This is a genomic window from Candidatus Binatus sp. (genome assembly GCF_030646925.1).
Lineage (GTDB): Bacteria > Desulfobacterota > Binatia > Binatales > Binataceae > Binatus.
Genome location: NZ_JAUSKL010000032.1, coordinates 1 through 15795, shown reverse-complemented (window position 1 = coordinate 15795; position 15795 = coordinate 1). Strand labels below are relative to the sequence as shown.

18 protein-coding genes are annotated in these 15795 nt (G+C 61.2%); 11 read left to right on the top strand and 7 right to left on the bottom strand.

Going from position 1 to position 15795, the window contains the following annotated elements; all coding sequences use genetic code 11:
• Nucleotides 1–66 precede the first annotated feature (66 nt).
• Entirely contained in the window at nucleotides 67–405 is a 339-nt protein-coding gene (locus Q7S58_RS05250) for an HNH endonuclease (protein ID WP_304821566.1), read from the bottom strand.
• 389 nt (nucleotides 406–794) lie between these two features.
• Here Q7S58_RS05250 and cysS point away from each other — a divergent pair, with 389 nt between their 5' ends.
• From cysS to Q7S58_RS05220, 6 genes are all read left to right on the top strand, one after another.
• Complete coding sequence (gene cysS / locus Q7S58_RS05245) at nucleotides 795–2222, top strand: cysteine--tRNA ligase (protein ID WP_304821564.1); 1428 nt, start codon at nucleotides 795–797, stop codon at nucleotides 2220–2222.
• A 105-nt stretch (nucleotides 2223–2327) separates the two neighbouring features.
• Nucleotides 2328–3194: a CbbQ/NirQ/NorQ/GpvN family protein gene (locus tag Q7S58_RS05240; protein ID WP_304821562.1), complete on the top strand. Its 867-nt coding sequence runs from the start codon at nucleotides 2328–2330 to the stop codon at nucleotides 3192–3194.
• A gap of 53 nt (nucleotides 3195–3247) precedes the next feature.
• Nucleotides 3248–4285 (top strand): hypothetical protein, encoded by a 1038-nt coding sequence (locus tag Q7S58_RS05235; protein WP_304821560.1) that lies wholly within the window; start codon nucleotides 3248–3250, stop codon nucleotides 4283–4285.
• Between the two features lie 54 nt (nucleotides 4286–4339).
• Nucleotides 4340–5401 carry a low-specificity L-threonine aldolase gene (ltaE, locus tag Q7S58_RS05230; RefSeq protein WP_304821558.1) on the top strand — a complete coding sequence of 354 codons (1062 nt, stop codon included), beginning with the start codon at nucleotides 4340–4342 and terminating at the stop codon, nucleotides 5399–5401.
• 29 nt (nucleotides 5402–5430) lie between these two features.
• Nucleotides 5431–6213 (top strand): SDR family NAD(P)-dependent oxidoreductase, encoded by a 783-nt coding sequence (locus tag Q7S58_RS05225; RefSeq protein ID WP_304821556.1) that lies wholly within the window; start codon nucleotides 5431–5433, stop codon nucleotides 6211–6213.
• 60 nt (nucleotides 6214–6273) lie between these two features.
• Nucleotides 6274–7722 carry an amino acid permease gene (locus tag Q7S58_RS05220; RefSeq protein WP_304821554.1) on the top strand — a complete coding sequence of 483 codons (1449 nt, stop codon included), beginning with the start codon at nucleotides 6274–6276 and terminating at the stop codon, nucleotides 7720–7722.
• A gap of 21 nt (nucleotides 7723–7743) precedes the next feature.
• On the opposite strand, the gene Q7S58_RS05215 is transcribed toward Q7S58_RS05220, so the two are convergent.
• The 5 genes from Q7S58_RS05215 to Q7S58_RS05195 all read right to left on the bottom strand — a co-directional run bounded on the left by Q7S58_RS05215 (nucleotide 7744) and on the right by Q7S58_RS05195 (nucleotide 11287).
• Nucleotides 7744–8319, bottom strand: a complete 576-nt coding sequence (locus tag Q7S58_RS05215) for a hypothetical protein (RefSeq protein ID WP_304821552.1) — start codon at nucleotides 8317–8319, stop codon at nucleotides 7744–7746.
• 49 nt (nucleotides 8320–8368) lie between these two features.
• Nucleotides 8369–9586 (bottom strand): vWA domain-containing protein, encoded by a 1218-nt coding sequence (locus tag Q7S58_RS05210; RefSeq protein ID WP_304821550.1) that lies wholly within the window; start codon nucleotides 9584–9586, stop codon nucleotides 8369–8371.
• Nucleotides 9587–9698: 112 nt separating this feature from the next.
• Nucleotides 9699–10151 (bottom strand): biopolymer transporter ExbD, encoded by a 453-nt coding sequence (locus Q7S58_RS05205; RefSeq protein WP_304821548.1) that lies wholly within the window; start codon nucleotides 10149–10151, stop codon nucleotides 9699–9701.
• Nucleotides 10152–10206: 55 nt separating this feature from the next.
• Nucleotides 10207–10656: a biopolymer transporter ExbD gene (locus Q7S58_RS05200; protein WP_304821547.1), complete on the bottom strand. Its 450-nt coding sequence runs from the start codon at nucleotides 10654–10656 to the stop codon at nucleotides 10207–10209.
• A complete protein-coding gene (locus Q7S58_RS05195) occupies nucleotides 10646–11287 on the bottom strand; it encodes a MotA/TolQ/ExbB proton channel family protein (RefSeq protein WP_304821545.1) in 642 nt (213 codons plus the stop codon). The genes Q7S58_RS05200 and Q7S58_RS05195 overlap by 11 nt, the downstream gene beginning before the upstream one ends.
• A 517-nt stretch (nucleotides 11288–11804) precedes the next feature.
• On the opposite strand from Q7S58_RS05195, the gene Q7S58_RS05190 reads away from it, so the two are divergent.
• The 5 genes from Q7S58_RS05190 to Q7S58_RS05170 are packed head-to-tail and all read left to right on the top strand — an operon-like array spanning nucleotide 11805 to nucleotide 14929.
• Nucleotides 11805–12437 (top strand): hypothetical protein, encoded by a 633-nt coding sequence (locus Q7S58_RS05190; protein WP_304821543.1) that lies wholly within the window; start codon nucleotides 11805–11807, stop codon nucleotides 12435–12437.
• A 4-nt stretch (nucleotides 12438–12441) separates the two neighbouring features.
• Entirely contained in the window at nucleotides 12442–13377 is a 936-nt protein-coding gene (locus Q7S58_RS05185; RefSeq protein WP_304821541.1) for an SDR family oxidoreductase, read from the top strand.
• A 4-nt stretch (nucleotides 13378–13381) separates the two neighbouring features.
• Nucleotides 13382–13903, top strand: coding sequence for a hypothetical protein (locus Q7S58_RS05180; RefSeq protein ID WP_304821539.1), 522 nt, complete (start codon nucleotides 13382–13384; stop codon nucleotides 13901–13903).
• 13 nt (nucleotides 13904–13916) lie between these two features.
• On the top strand, nucleotides 13917–14345 hold the full coding sequence (locus tag Q7S58_RS05175; protein WP_304821537.1) for a CoA-binding protein: 429 nt from the start codon (nucleotides 13917–13919) through the stop codon (nucleotides 14343–14345).
• Nucleotides 14346–14362: 17 nt separating this feature from the next.
• Nucleotides 14363–14929, top strand: coding sequence for an NUDIX hydrolase (locus Q7S58_RS05170; RefSeq protein WP_304821535.1), 567 nt, complete (start codon nucleotides 14363–14365; stop codon nucleotides 14927–14929).
• A 6-nt stretch (nucleotides 14930–14935) separates the two neighbouring features.
• On the opposite strand, the gene Q7S58_RS05165 is transcribed toward Q7S58_RS05170, so the two are convergent.
• Nucleotides 14936–15795, bottom strand: an 860-nt coding sequence (locus Q7S58_RS05165; protein ID WP_304821533.1) for a hypothetical protein, incomplete at its 5' end; no start/stop codon positions are given.

The following is a 15795-nucleotide window of genomic DNA, read 5'->3' as shown; positions in this document are numbered from 1 at the left end:
CGAGTCGTTCCCAGAAAGTGAGCACGATCGGCGTTTCGAGTTTGTTCGTCTGAGTCAGCGGTTTCCCTAAGAAGTGAGCGTTGTAAGTTCCCTGAGCCATATTTTCTCGGACGCAGTAAGTCCAACAGGATCGCGCTGTGCCAGAATGACGAACAACCCAGATAGCCCGTCCCAATGTTGCGGTTCTCCGTACTTTCCTTTGACCGCCTTACGCAGATAACGCTTACCCCATTTGTCTAAAGGCGCGGAGCTTTTTCGACCATTGCATTTGTTGCAGGCTGTCGCGAGATTTTCTTCAGTGTTGAGACCGCCAGCGGAAAAAGCATTGACGTGATCAATTACGGCCCACAGTTCATCGAGCAACGGAGCACCATCACGAGTGGCGTGGGCGTGGTAATAGGCCAAGGGTTCGGTCCTGCCAGATTTTCTCATTTCCCGCTCTAGTAATCTCATTGCCGCCGCGAAGATGACTGGGCGATTGCACCATCGGCAAATCCAGCGGTCCCGGCGGAATACAGACAGCTGCAATCGCTTTGTTAATGGTGGTCGTGGCCTGCCTTTTGTGACCGACAATGATATTCCTCGCTGAGGTGGTATTCACATAGAGGAAATTCACCAGCCCAGCGTCTCGATGCGGAGCAAGCTGGTGTGCTGCGTTCGGTGGTCCACTTACATCATTGCCCAAACCAGAACAACCTCCTGGAACTTAGGATCAGTGACTCGGACAGTTGCTAGCCGAGTATGCGGGTTGTTCGAGGTTGGGGGGGCGGGGTAAACTCACTATTCGCCCTGCGATGCCGTTTCATATCTTCAATACGCTGAGCCGTTCGGTCGAGGAATTCAGCCCGCAAAATCCGCCGGAGGTCACGCTCTATTCGTGCGGGCCGACGGTGTATCTGCCACAGCATCTCGGCAATTTCCGCACCTTCCTGAACTGGGATTTTCTGAAACGCGCGCTCAAGTTCGACGGCTATCGCGTTCGCCAAATCATGAATATCACCGACGTCGGCCACATGACGTCCGACCAGGACGACGGTGAGGACAAGATCGAAAAGACGGCGCGCGCCGAGGGCAAGTCGCCGCTGGAAGTGGCGAATCATTACACGGAGCTTTTTCTCGCTGATTGGGATCGGCTGGGGATGGAGCGGCCGGAGCTTTTCTCGCGTGCGACGGACCACATCGCCGAGATGATCGCGCTCATCGGCCGGATCATCGACGCGGGCTTCGCCTACGTGACGAAGAGCGGCGTGTACTTCGACGTCGAGCGCTACCGCGGCGAGAATCGCTTTGGCAGGCTCTCGCGGCAGAGTCTCGACGAGCAGCACGCGGCGAATCGGCTCGATCATTCGCGCGACAAGCGCAGTCCGCACGATTTTGCGCTGTGGATGCTCGACCAGCCGCATCACATTTTGCAATGGCCGACGCCGTGGGGACCGGGTTATCCGGGCTGGCATATCGAGTGCTCGGCGATGGCGATGAAGTACCTCGGCGAGACGATCGATATCCACACCGGCGGGATGGATCACATCCCGATTCATCATGAGAACGAGATCGCGCAGTCCGAAAGCGCGACGCGCAAGCCGTTCGCGCGGTACTTCGTTCACAGCGCGTTCCTGGTGGGGAAGGAAGGCGCGAAGATCAGCAAGAGCGCGGGCAAGTTCCCGCTGCTGAGCGATTTGCCGGGCGCTGGAATCGATCCGCTCGCGTTTCGACTTTTTTGCTTCGGCGCGAAGTATCGCTCGGAGCTGATTTTGAGCGACGAGGGACTGCGCGCGGCGCAGGGCAACCTGGATTATTTTCGCGAATTCGCGCGCAACGTCCCGGCTGAGGCGGCCGCACCGGGAGCGGAGACTCCGGGCGGGGCGGAAACTCACTACGAACGCTTTCACGACGCGCTCGACAACGATCTGAATACGCCGCAGGCGCTGGCGGTGGCGCTCGATCTGGTTGCGGAATCATATCGGCGCCAGGATTTCGGCGGGTGGCCGACGCTGCTGACGTTCGATGCGGTGCTGGGCCTTCAGTTGGGCCATTATCGTGAGATGGCGCTGGGCGCGACGATTTCGCCGGAGGCGCAGGCGCTGATCGATGAACGCGCCGAGGCGCGGCGCTCGAGAAATTTCAAACGGTCGGACGAACTCCGGAAACAACTCGAGACGATGGGCTACGAGGTCAAGGACAATCGCGACGGCGCCACCGAGTATCGTCCGCGCCGGATCTGAATTGCGCTGAATGATCAATCGAGGCGCGCATTTGCCTTGAATGATTTGGCCATACTCTCTTAGAATCGCGCCGAGACATTACCAATCGTCCGCCAGAAGGTACCGATGGGGATTGAATTAAAGAAGTTCGATACACGGCTTCGGGTTGAAGGGCCCGAGGTCAAGCATCTCGACCCGGCCTCGGCCCCGTTTTATCTGCCGATCGGCGATGAAGTGGAAATATTCACCGCCGCGTACAAGGCGCGCCTGCCGCTCCTCCTGAAGGGACCAACCGGTTGCGGCAAGACGCGCTTCGTCGAGCACATGGCGCATCAGCTCGCCTCGATGCCGGACGGACCGACCGAGTTGATCACGGTCGCTTGCCACGAAGATCTAACGGGCAGCGATCTGGTCGGCAGGTTCCTGATCCAGGCCGACGAGACGGTGTGGGTCGATGGACCGCTGACGCAGGCGGTGCGGCGCGGCGCTATCTGCTACCTCGACGAAGTGGTCGAGGCGCGCAAGGACACGACGGTGCTGATCCATCCGCTGTCGGACCATCGCCGGATCCTGCCGATCGAAAAGCGCGGCGAGACGATCGAGGCGCACACGGGATTCCTGCTGGTGATTTCGTACAACCCCGGCTATCAGAGCATCCAGAAGAACCTGAAGCATTCGACGCGCCAGCGCTTCGTCACGATCGAATTCACCTATCCGCCGGCGGACAAGGAAGTCGAGATCATCGCGCACGAGGCGGGAATCGATCTCGACATGGCGATGCAGCTTGCGGTGCTCGGCGAGAAAGTGCGGCATCTGAAAGCGTCGGGACTGGAAGAAGGCGTTTCGACGCGGCTACTGATTTACGCGGGCGAGCTGATCGTGCAGGGAATCACGCCGCGGCGCGCGGCGACGGTCGCGGTGACGTGGTCGCTGACGGATGAGGCGGACAGCAAGCGCGCAATCGACGAAGTGGTAAAAGCGATCTTTCCATGAGTTGCGGATCGATACGCATCATCGGCCGGTCATTCCGAACAAAGAGGTCGCACATGAAAGTTTCCGCAACTTACAAAATGATGGTGGCGGCGGGCGCGATGCTCGCGATGGTTGGCGCCGGCGGCCCCGCGTTCGCGCAGGAACTAAGCGGGATGCAATCGCAGACCGGGCCGCGGCTCGATTTTCCGGCCGGGCTCTCGGTGGACGGGCGATCGGTTTACGTCGCCAGCAGCCGCAACAACACGATCAATCAGATCGACCTCGCCTCGCGCTCGATCAGCCTGCTCGCCGGCAAAACCTTTGAATCGGGCAGCAACAACGGAATCGGCGAAGCGGCGCGTTTCAAGAGTCCCGACGGGATGACGATGATCGGCCAGGATTTGTATCTCTGCGACACCAACAATTCGGACATCCGCAAAATAAACGTCGCGACCAAGACGGTCTCGACGATCGCGGGCGAAGCAAATATCGCCGGCACCGAGGACGCCAAGGGGTCCGCCGCGCACTTCAATCTGCCGACGCAGATCTCGACCGACGGCAAATCGCTATTCGTCGCCGATAGCGGCAACAGCACGATTCGGCGCATCAACCTGCCCGACATGGCGGTCAAGACGGTCGGCGGGCAGCCGGGGACTGCGGGCAAGGCCGACGGCAACCAGACCAAGTCGCAGTTCAGCGGGCCGCGCGGCGTCGCAGTGGACACCAAGAACATCTATGTTTCGGATACCGGCAACGACCAGATTCGCAAGATCGATATCTCGTCACTGGAGACCAGCCTGGTGGCGGGCACCGGTGAAGCGGGCGACGCGAACGGCCCGGGCGACAAGGCGCAGTTCAACAATCCGGGCGCGATGTGCACCGACGGGACGAACCTCTTCGTGCTCGACGCCGACAATCACGCGGTGCGAAAAATAGTTCTGGCCACCAACGAAGTCAGCACCGTGACGCAGGTTAACGGCCATATCGGCTCGGGATGCGCGCTCAGCAGCGACGGCAAGCAGCTCTACTTCTCGGACACGACGCAGAACTCGGTCGAGGTAGCCGATATCGCGGCCGGCAGTTTCCAGACGCTCTATCCGCCGGGACAATGACCGCGTGAATGAATCCCGCGGCCGCATCCCGCATTCGCGGCGGCAACCTGATTGATGAGTAAATTTGATTTGATCGATCTGCGCAGCGACACCGTCTCTCTGCCGACGCCCGCAATGCGCGACGCGATCGCGCGCGCCGAGTTGGGCGACGACGTCTATGGCGAGGATCCAACCGTCAACCGGCTCGAGCGGATGGCGGCGGCACTGATGGGCAAGGAGGCCGCGTTGCTGGTGCCGAGCGGCACGATGGGCAACCTGATCGCGATGCTGGCGCATTGCGCGCGCGGCGCCAAGGCGATCGTCGGGGCGGAATCGCACACCAATCTGTACGAAGCGGGCGGCGCGTCGGCGCTCGGCGGTATCGTGCTCACGCCGATTCACAACGCCGAAAGTGGCGAACTCGATCTCGGCGAGCTTCACCGCGAGCTTGGCACGCCGAACGACGACCACTTCGCGCAGCCGTCGCTGGTGGTGCTCGAAAACACGCACAATCGATGCGGCGGCGCGCCGGTCAAGCTGTCGCACATGGCGGAAGTGGCCGAGGCGGCGCATCGGCGCGGACTCCCGCTGCATCTCGACGGCGCGCGCATTTTCAACGCGGCAATCGCGCTCGAAACCAGCGCCAAAGAAATCGCGAGCGTCGCGGATACGGTTTCGTTTTGCCTGTCGAAGGGACTCGCGTGCCCGATCGGATCGATCCTCTGCGGCAGTAAGGATTTCATCGCGCGGGCTCATCGCGCGCGCAAGATGCTCGGCGGCGGAATGCGGCAGGCGGGGATAATCGCGGCGGCCGGAATCGTGGCGCTGGATACGATGATCGATCGCCTCGTCGAGGATCATCAGAATGCGCGCGCGCTCGCGCAGGGACTCGCGCTGGTCGCGGGATTGAACGTGCGGTCGGTCGCGAACCGCACCAACATGGTCGTCTTCGACGTCGATGGCGACGGACAAGTTGCGCGGCGATTCGCTGCTGCGATGAAAGAGCGCGGCGTGCTGATCTCGCCGCGGGAGGCGACCTCATTTCGCGCCGTGACTCATCATGGAGTCGCGCGCGCCGACATCGATCGCACGGTCGCCATCGCGGCGCAGGCGGCCGGCGAAGTCTTCGGCGACTGAAATAAGCTTACACACGCAGGTTGCAAAATATGGATTCGCTCGAATCGCTGTTCTCACTACGGGGGCATCGCGCGCTGGTCACCGGTGCGTCGTCGGGACTCGGGGTGGAATGCGCCAAGGCGCTCGCGCTCGCGGGCGCGGACGTCGCCCTGATTGCGCGCCGCGGAGACCGGGTCGTGGCGCTGGCGAAGGAATTGGCCAAGTCCCACGGCGTCAAGACGATCGGAATCGGCGCCGATGTCACGATCGACGCGGACCTGGATCGCGTGATGGCGGACGCGACTGCGGCACTCGGCGATATCGACATCCTGGTGAACAATGCGGGCGTATCGCCGACCGGGCGCGCCGAGCGATTCAAGCGCGAGGATTGGGATAACGCGATCGCGGTGAACCTGACGGCGCCGATGATGCTCTCGCAGCGCGTCGCGTCGCGGCTGATCGAAACTAAGCAGCCCGGCAGGATCATCAACATGGCGTCGATTTACGCCACCGTCGCGAGCGCGATCTACCGGCTGTCGGCATACGCGGCGACCAAGGCAGCGTTGGCAAATCTCACGCGGCAACTTGCGGTCGAATGGGCCGGCTACAACATTCTGGTGAACGCGATCGCGCCCGGCTGGATTCCCACCGAGGCGACCGAGGGCGGTATCGCGAAATCGGCGAACAGGGAACGGATGGAAACGTTCACGCCGATGAAGCGCCTCGGAACGCCGGAAGAAATTCGCGGCGCGGTGATCTTCCTTGCGAGCCCCGCGTCAAGCTACGTTACGGGCACCCTCCTAAGCGTGGACGGCGGATATCAGGCGTGGTGAAGTGCGCGCGTGTCGGTCGTTTAGATTTCGTGCGGTCGGCGCGTATCGAAGTGAGCGGGGATGAAGCAAGAGACCGGGCTTAGAGCACAGATTTTTCGGCGCAAGCCGGCCGCGGCGTTGATGGCGGAGGCGGATGCGCGCTCGACCGAGGGACTCAAGCGGGCGCTCGGGGCACTTGACCTGACGGCGCTGGGTATCGGCGCGATCGTCGGCGCGGGCATCTTCGTGCTGACGGGCGTGGCGGCGGCGAGATACGCGGGCCCGGCGATCGTGATCTCGTTCATCGTGTCGGGATTTGCGTGCGCGATGGCGGCGCTGTGTTACGCGGAGTTCGCCGCGATGATTCCGGTCGCCGGCAGCGCGTATTCGTACTCATACGCGACGATGGGCGAACTGGTCGGATGGATTATCGGCTGGGACCTGGTGCTCGAGTACGCGGTCGGCGCGGCGGCGGTCGCAGTCGGATGGTCGGGGTACCTGCGCGTGATCCTGGAGGGCGTGGGGATACATCTGCCGGTCGCATTGACGCATGCGCCGGGCTCGGTTCCGGGCGCCATCATCGACCTGCCTGCGTTCCTGATCGTGATGCTCATCACGGGCGTCTTGTACATCGGCATTTCGGAGAGCGCGCGGCTAAATTCGATCATCGTGGGAATCAAGCTGACAGTGATCGGCGCGGTGATCGTGGTCGGGATGTTTTTCGTGCGACCCGCGAACTGGACTCCGTTTGCGCCGATGGGATGGAGCGGCGTGATGAAAGGCGCGGCGGTGATATTTTTCGCGTACATCGGATTCGACGCAGTCTCGACGGCGGCGGAAGAAGTGATCGAGCCGAATCGCGATTTGCCGCGCGGCATCATGGCGTCGCTCTTCGTTTGCACTGCGCTATATATCCTGGTGGCTGGGGTGCTGACCGGGATGGTGCCGGCGCATCTGATCGACGTGAACGCGCCGCTCGCGTCGGCCTTCGTGCAGCGCGGGATGCATGCGCTCTCAGGTTTCATCTCGCTGGGCGCGGTGGCGGGACTAACGTCGGTGCTGCTGGTGCTGCTGCTCGGACAATCGCGGATATTTTTCGCGATCTCGCGCGACGGATTGCTGCCGCCCGCGTTCAGCAAGGTTCATCCGCGCTATCGCACGCCGTACATCCCGACGACGCTGACCGGAATCGCAGTGGGAATCACGGCGGCGCTGCTGCCGATCCAGGAAATCGCGGAGCTGACGAATATCGGCACGCTGTTCGCGTTCGTGCTGGTATGCGCCGGGGTCTGGATTTTGCGCAACGTCGAGCCGAATCTTAAGCGGCCGTTCCACACGCCGCTGGTGCCGCTGGTGCCGATTCTCGGGATGTTCTTCTGCCTCTACCTGATGGCGAGCTTGCCGATGGTGACGTGGATTCGCTTCTTCGTGTGGATGGGTATTGGGCTTGTGATCTACTTCACCTACGGGCGATATCACAGCCGCGTCGATCGCAATCACACGGCCGATCTGGCGTCATCCGCAAGATAGCTGAAGCAGAACGCATCGAGGTCAGTGCTGGTCGGCGGCCTTTTGTGCTGCGGCAGCGGCGGCCGCGGCAGCCGCATGAGATTTTTGCGATTTTTCCATCGCAGCTTTGCGAGCCTCGCCGCGCTGCATCCCCTCGGTCATCTTCTTGCGGCCTTCGGGACCGAGATCCTGCTCTTCCCACTTGGGCTTGGCGACGGATACCCACTTGCCCTTCTGCAGGGCATAGGTGAAGACCAGGTACTTGAGAATGCCGGTCGGAGCGCCCTTACTGGTGCCGGGCTTGGTCGGGTCGTACTCGACGCCGCCCATCTTGCAGCTCACGACCAGCGAATTGTGAGGCCCATAGTTGGGCAGATATTCGAACTTTTGCTGCAGGTCGAGGTACTTCTGATTCTTGGCCTTCTTCTCGCCTTCGGCGACGAAGTACGGCTCGGCTACATCGGAAAGCATGTCCTGCAGGGACTGCTGAACGGCGGGAGTGAGATCTTTTTGCGCTCGCGCGTGGCGCAGATCGACGGCGTTCGCAAAAGGGGCGAGAGCGGAAAGGAAAAGCGCGGCCGCCAATGCGACCGCGCTCGCTGCTTTGCTGTGTTTCATCACGTCCTCATCATACTAGACGACGGACGCGATAGAAATATTTATCGGCCTATTGGCTGCCGCTGCCACCCGCGAGTCCGCGACCAAAGGCCGCAACCTGCGACTGCCACTGCTCGCCAAACGCGAGGATCAGCACCTGCTGGTTGATGTGCGAGTCCTTCGTCAGCGATTTCATCGAGCCGCCACCGGCCACCGCCAGAACTTTGTAGGCGGCTTGCGTTTGCCGATAGAACTCGGGCAACGGTGAAATCTTGGGCGGTTCTTCGCGATGAACCTTCAGCCAGAACTCGCGCTCGAAGCGCTCATGCTCTTCGGCTGCGACATCGACCGTGTTGAAGGTGCCGTTCTCGCCCTTGAACTTGCGAATCATTGCGAGCAGCGGTCCGAAGTCGTCCTTTTTAGGCGGCGAATCGCCGACCAGCACAACCACCTTTTTCGCGTACGGCTTCCAGTCCATCTTGTCGATCGCGGTCTCGACCGCGCCGAAAGTGTCCTCTTCCCATTCACCGCCGCCGAGCGCCTGGATGCTGCTCAGGAAGTCGGTCATCTTCTGTGGCGACAGCGTGAGCGGCTGGATGCTCATCTTCTCGCCCTTGCCGCCGAACACGACGATACCGACGCGCGCGATCGGAACCAGCCGATGGATCGCCTGAACTAGCTGGCCCATCTTGGCTTTGACGTCGTCGATGATCAGTTTCATCGAGCCGGTGCCGTCGATCACCAGCACCACGTCAAGTCCTTTGCGGCGCAACTCGCCGATGAACCCGCCGAAGCCGCTGCCCACCCCGTGGCCGTAGCCAGAGCCCATACCGCCGCCACGGCCGATTCCGATACCGCCGCCGCCGGCCGCGCGGACATAGTCGTTAGCCAGGCCGACCGCTTGCGAAGTATCGACCGCGGTCGGCGCCTCCATTTGTTGCTGCGTGTCGGGCATCGGCACTTCCGGCATGTCGAGATCCTGCATCTCGTTGCCGCCGCCGCCGCCACCGCCGGCTTCGAGGTTGACCATGATCAGTTCACGCCCGCGCTGTTCGTGCACCGTGATGATCAGGAACAACAGCGCGATTACGTGCAGTGCGACGGATAGCGGGAACGGCCCGATCAGCAGCCCGAGCGCATCCTTGAGCGATTGAAGCCGAGTCGCATCGGCCTCGTCCTCTTCGCGATGAACTTCAGCTTCGCGTTCCCTCTTCGCGAGGATCCGGTAGAAGATGAAGGCGACGACGAAAGTCGAGAGGACAAGCAGAATTACAATTGCTGCGATCATATTTTAAGTGTTCTCCCCGCGCAGGCCGCGTGTAAGCCGGCCGAGGCCGAGATCCCTTTAGCAAACCCCAAAAATCGCGCTCCCATGCAAGCGCCGCCTAAAAACAAATCTCTCACGCTCCGCCACTGGGGGCTCCGCCGCCGCCACCGGGAGGCAACTGAGACACCGCGATTGCGATCGCCTCGGCGCCCGCCGATTTGGCGAGATCGAGAATCCGCACCATGTCTCCCAGTATAACCTTTGGGTCGCCCTGGAACACTACTATTTTATCGGTCGAGTTCTGCAGTGCGGTGTGCAGCGTTGGAACCAATTCCGCTTCCGTGACGCCCTTGTCGTTCACCATGATCGTGTGGTCCGAGGTGTAGGTGACGACGATGCCTTTGGGCTTGATGTCGGTGGTCGGCGCTTCGGCCTTGGGCAGATCGACGTGGGCGGCGGATTCGATCGTGACGGCCGTGGTCACCATGAAGATGATCAACAGCACGAGGAAAATGTCGGTCAGAGGGGTGATATTGATATCGGCGAACACCGCTCCGCCACCCTTCGCCTTTTTCATCATTGCCATCGGCAAATACCTCTGGGCGCTGCAGTCTCAGGCTCAGCTCTTAAATTCAATCTAATCACGATCCACTCGAGGCCTGGTTGGCCATTTGAGCGCCAGTGGCCCGTTTGGCGGCGATCGCGATCTGGGTGGCGCCGGCGGCCTTGGAGATGTTCAGGATGCGCACCATGTCGCCCAGCAGCACCTTGCGATCGCCCTGGAACACCACGACTTTCGCGTCCCCCTGGCCCAGCGCGTCCCGCAAGGTCGGCAACAGTTCGCGCTCGGGAACGTCCTTCGAGTTCACGAACAGCTCATGCTGCGCGCTGTAAGTGATGATCACGCCCTTGTTCTCGGGATTGGTGTTGGTCGCGTTCGGCAAATCGACGTGTGCCGCCGACTCGATAGTGACCGATGTGGTCACCATGAAGATGATCAGCAAGACGAGGAAGATATCCGTCAGCGGCGTGATATTGATGTCGGCGAAAACGCCACCACCACCGCCCTGATGCGGTCCGCTAATTGCCACGAGTCTGTCTCCCCTGGAGCGCCGCGTCGATCAGCCGGTCGTCATTGATGTGCTGGACGGCGCTGATGTTTTCGACTTTGACTGAAAAGTAGTTGTAGAAAATAACCGCGACGATCGCGACCGCGAGGCCGAGCGCCGTCGCGATCAATGCTTCCGAGATACCGGCGGCGACGACCGAGAAACCACCGGTGCCCATGATCGCCATCGACTGGAACGCCACAAGAATACCGACGACCGTGCCGAACAGTCCGATGAACGGGGCCGATGCGCCCGCGGTCGCAAGCACCCAGATGTAGCGCTTGAACTCGAGGCCTTCCTGATAGCGGCGTTCGTCATCGAGCTCGAGCAGATGATCGCGGTCCATCGTCTGCGCGCCTGAGATCAGGGTGTGAAAGATCCGCTCGGCGGCGGTGCCGCGAGCCTGGGTGGCCTGCAGCGCCTCGTTGAACTTGCCCTGGCGGAGTTGCGGAATGAGCGCGTCGGCGAGTTTCGCAGTCTTGGGTCCGACGCCCCACAGCGCCCAGATACGCTCGAAAATGATCGCGAGGCACACGACCGAAATGAACAGCAAGGGATAGGTTGCGTAATAGCCCTGCTGAATCATGCCCAGAACACCAAAATTGCTTTGCATCTCTTATCCTCTCGGTTTTGAAATTGAGTGAGCGGAGAAACCAAGGTCCCGCTCGAACCTTTTACCTACTGCCCCAAGCAATCCTTTTTTGAACTCTCCCTTGCACCGGCCGCGCTCGTAAAGCACCATTTTTCCAACATCCCACCAGCCGGAAATAGACCAAGGGCGTCTAGATGGCGCGGAAAGTCTGAATGCAACAATGAGAAGTATTTGTCAAGAGTCGGTGAAATTCGGTGGCGAAGACGAACCGCTGGAGCGCAAACCTCGACCACCCGATCACAGATTAGCAGCCGTATGACACGAGATGAAGATGCGAGAAAAATATTTGTCGCTATCTCGAACGTGGTGCTGCGTCCCTCTGCTGATCTCTAGCGTCATCCAATTTCGCCAATACTTCAAGTCAGTCTCTCACCTCGGTGTATGCGGCACCGCCTTGACTTCTCTGCCGTCCAAGTCTATCCAGAACTTGCCGGAAGTTGCCGCCGTTCGGTCAAAACATTTCGGGTAAATCAATTCTTTGAACTACGCAGCAGGTCCGGTTCAATCCAGCGTGAAGCAATTCGTCGAGGCGGAGCAGGCTCCCGTCATTTCCAGGCGCCGAAGCTGGCGCTGCGCCCTGGCCCTTTGCCTGCTCGCGATTTTTGCTTGCAAGGCCGCGCCGACTTCAGCGCCGGTCGCGCCGCCCGAGCCGATACCGCATCGCGCGACCGACGAAGCGAGCAAGGAGCTGCCGCCAGATCTGTACAAGACGATGCCGATCTATCCCGGCGCAAAGGTCGAGCATGTGCGCAAGCCGAAGGGGGCGATGCGCGAAATCGTGTTCAGCACCGATGCGCAGTTGAACCCGCTGGTCGCATTTTACAAGGAAGAGTTGAAGAAGGCCAATTTTCACATCACCTCGACGCTCATCATGCCGGCGCGCAAAACCTGGTCGTGCGATTTTCATATCGAAGGCCGTCCCGGCAGTATCACGATGTTCCCCAGCGACGACGACAAGTCGCGCATGACTATCGACCTGATCTATGAACTTCCGGCCCACATTGACACGTCGCTGCTCGAACCCAAGGAAGATTTCGACGTGGTAGGACCGGGCGAAATCGCACAGCAAGCAGAGAATCCAAATCCCAGCAAAAAAGCAAAGAGGAACTAACCAGATGGCACTACTTGAGGGAAAGGTTGCGGCAATCACCGGCGCCGGCCGGGGTATCGGACGAGAAGAGGCGCTGCTGCTCGCGAAGCACGGCGCCAAGGTCGTGATCAACGATCTCGGCGGGCATTTCGACGGTACCGGACAATCGCGCTCGCCGGCGGAAGACGTGGTCAAGGAGATTCGTTCGGCCGGCGGCGAGGCGGTCGCGAATTTCGAGAGCGTGACGGATTTCAAGTCCGCCAAGCGCATCATCGATTGCGCGATCGACAACTTCGGCAAGCTGAATATCGTGGTGAACAACGCGGGCATCCTGCGCGACCGCATGATCTTCAACATGAGCGAAGAAGATTGGGACGCGGTGGTCGGGGTCCATCTGAGGGGCAGCTTCAACGTCGCGCGCCACGCGTGCTCCTACTGGCGCGAACAGCACAAAGCCGGCAACGTCCTGAACGGCCGGCTGATTAACACCAGCTCCGACTCGGGCCTCCTCGGCAACGCGGGCCAGAGCAATTACGGGTCGGCGAAGGCGGCGGTGGCGTCGATGGCGATTATCGTCGATCGCGAGATGAGCCGTTATGGCGTGACGGCCAACGCGATCGCGCCGGTCGCGCGCACGCGGCTCACCGTCGATGCGACCCCGCAAACCGCGGCTGGGATGGGCCAGGTGAAGCAGGGCGAATGGGATCCGTTCACGCCCGCTCACGTCGCGCCGCTGGTGGCGTGGCTCTCGAGCGACGATGCGAAGGACGTCCACGGCGAGGTGTTCCGCGTCGGGATGGGCAACGTGTGGCTGATGAAGGGATGGCATACCGGCGGCAAGATTTCGAAGAAGGGCTCGATGTGGGAGCCGGCGGAACTCGGCGCGAAGCTGAAGGAAGAACTCGCCAAGGGCGTCACCAAGAAAGAGAGCATGGGCGAGGTGATGGGCGGGAACGTCTAAGACCTTGGCGAACGAGAACAAATCGAATGGCGCGGCTCCCGATGGGCCGCGCTTTCGTTCCCTGCTGTTCATCTGCGCGGCCAACACGGCGCGCAGCGTGATGGCGGAACATATCCTGCGCCGCGAGCTTACGAATCGCGGCGTCGATCATCACGTGCGCATCACATCGGCGGGAATCGCGCCGTATGCGCGCGATGGCGCGCTGGTCTCGCTCGATACGCGGATGGCGCTGCGCGACGTCGGAATCGATCTCGGCGATGAGGCGACCTCGACCGACTTGAAGCGGCATCCCGAGTTGCTCGAGGAGTGCGATTTAGTCATCGCGATGACCGAGCAGCAGGCGCGTGAGCTGGTCGAGCGATTTCCGGCAGCGAACGCGCGGCCCGTATTTACGCTGCGCTCGTTTGCGCGGGAGGCCGGCGACATCGAAGATCCCTATGAGAAGGGCGACGTGGTGTTCGCCGAATGCCGCGAGGAAATCCATCGGCTGATACCCATCATCATCGAGCGCCTGTTCGAGGATTAGCGCGAGCCGCGCCATGGAATTCAGCAATCCACCCGATTCGGAAATCCGCAGCATCCTGGCAAATCCGGCCACGGTCGCGGTGGTAGGATGCTCCGACAATCCGGCGCGCGATTCATTGCGCATCGCAAAGCTGCTGAAGCGCCGCGGCTTCAAGGTGATACCGGTTAATCCGCAACTCGGAGCCGACGCGCTCAAAGGCGAACTCGGGGAAACCTGCTATCCCGATCTGGCGTCGATACCCGAGCCGGTGCAGATGGTCGATGTGTTTCGACGATCGGAATTTGTGCCGGAGGTCGCCGAGCAGGCGATCGCGAAGGGCGCAAAGATTCTCTGGTGCCAGCTCGACGTGATTCATCCGGCGGCGGCGCGCCGCGCACAGGAGGCAGGACTCACGGTGGTGATGGATCGATGCCCGGCCATCGAGTACGCGCGGCTGTTCTGAGGCGCGACTGAAGTTCATTGGCGCACAAGTGGAAAACGCTTAGTACGGATGCGGTGTACAAGACGCCGGTGTTCGATTTGCATCGCCGGCGCTCCGGGCATCCGCATCGCGGCGAGCGCGATTTCTTCATTCTCCACGCGCCCAACTGGGTGAATATCATTCCGATGACGGCGGCGGGCGAAGTCGTGATGATCCGGCAGTGGCGCCACGGTATCTCGGAGTTCACCCTCGAAGTGCCGGGCGGGATGGTCGATCCCGAGGACCTGACGCCGATGCACGCGGCGCGGCGCGAGATGATCGAAGAGACCGGCTTCGACGCCGACAATATAATCGAGCTCGGCAAGGTGCACCCGAATCCAGCGATCCAGGGCAACGTGTGCTACTCGTTCCTGGCCGAGGATTTACGCAACGTCGGGCAGCCGGAATCGCTCGGGGCCGAGGAAACGGAAGTCGCGCTGATTCCGATGAGCGACATTCCGGGGCTGATCGCGTCGGCGGGAATCATGCACGCGCTGACGATCGCGGCGTTCTCATTCCTGCACGTTTACAATCCGCTCTCGACCCGCCGTCTGCTGCTGAAGTAAGCGCGGTCACTTCGCATTCGAGGCCTCTGTGGCGCGCCGCCAGACGCGGTAGTGATCGGTCACCAGCATCATTTGATAGCCGTTGGCGGCGAGAAATTGCTCGGGGATCGACACCAGCGGCAGCAACTGAATCGGCGAATCGTTGATGACAACCGGCACCTTGCCGGCGACGATCGCGACGCGCATCTCATCGCTCCAGAAATGCGAAGTGTCGGCGATCAGCGAGAAGAAGTTCGCGCTGCCGAGTCGCCGGCGGGCGGCGAAGAATCCGTCGCGATGGAATTCGTCGCGAGCCTCGCGGTAAACGCCGTAGGTCTCCGGGAAACGAATCAGTTCGGGGCGATTGGCCTCGAAACAAAGGAATGACGGCGCAATCACGTCGTCGCCGGGGCCGCTGAACTTCCTGATCGCGGCGGCGAGCTGGGAAATTTCTGCCTTTGGAATGAATCCAAAGCCGTACACACTGCCATGCAGCCAGCTTTGATTGATCAGCGGCGTCGCCCACGCGAGGCAAACGATTATCAACGATGCGCCGCCGCCGAGCGCGATCCAATCTGAGCGCCGATGCTGCTCCGCAGTGATCAGATGGCGAATCGCGTCGATCATTCGCATCGCGCCGATGCCCGCGACGATCGCGACGAACGGCATCATCTCGAGAAAATTGTGGCCCCACGCCGTCGGACTCAGAACGCCATAGAAGAGGAACTCCGCGCCGACTATCGCAAGTATCAAAGCTGTGCCGCGGCCGATCGTGCGGCGTGCAGCGATAATGATTAGCCCGAGGAGAAACATCGGCGCGACGAGATCGAAGATCATGCGCGCTTGAAGAGTTCCGCTGCCGACGGCGTCGCGCCCCTTCATGAAAT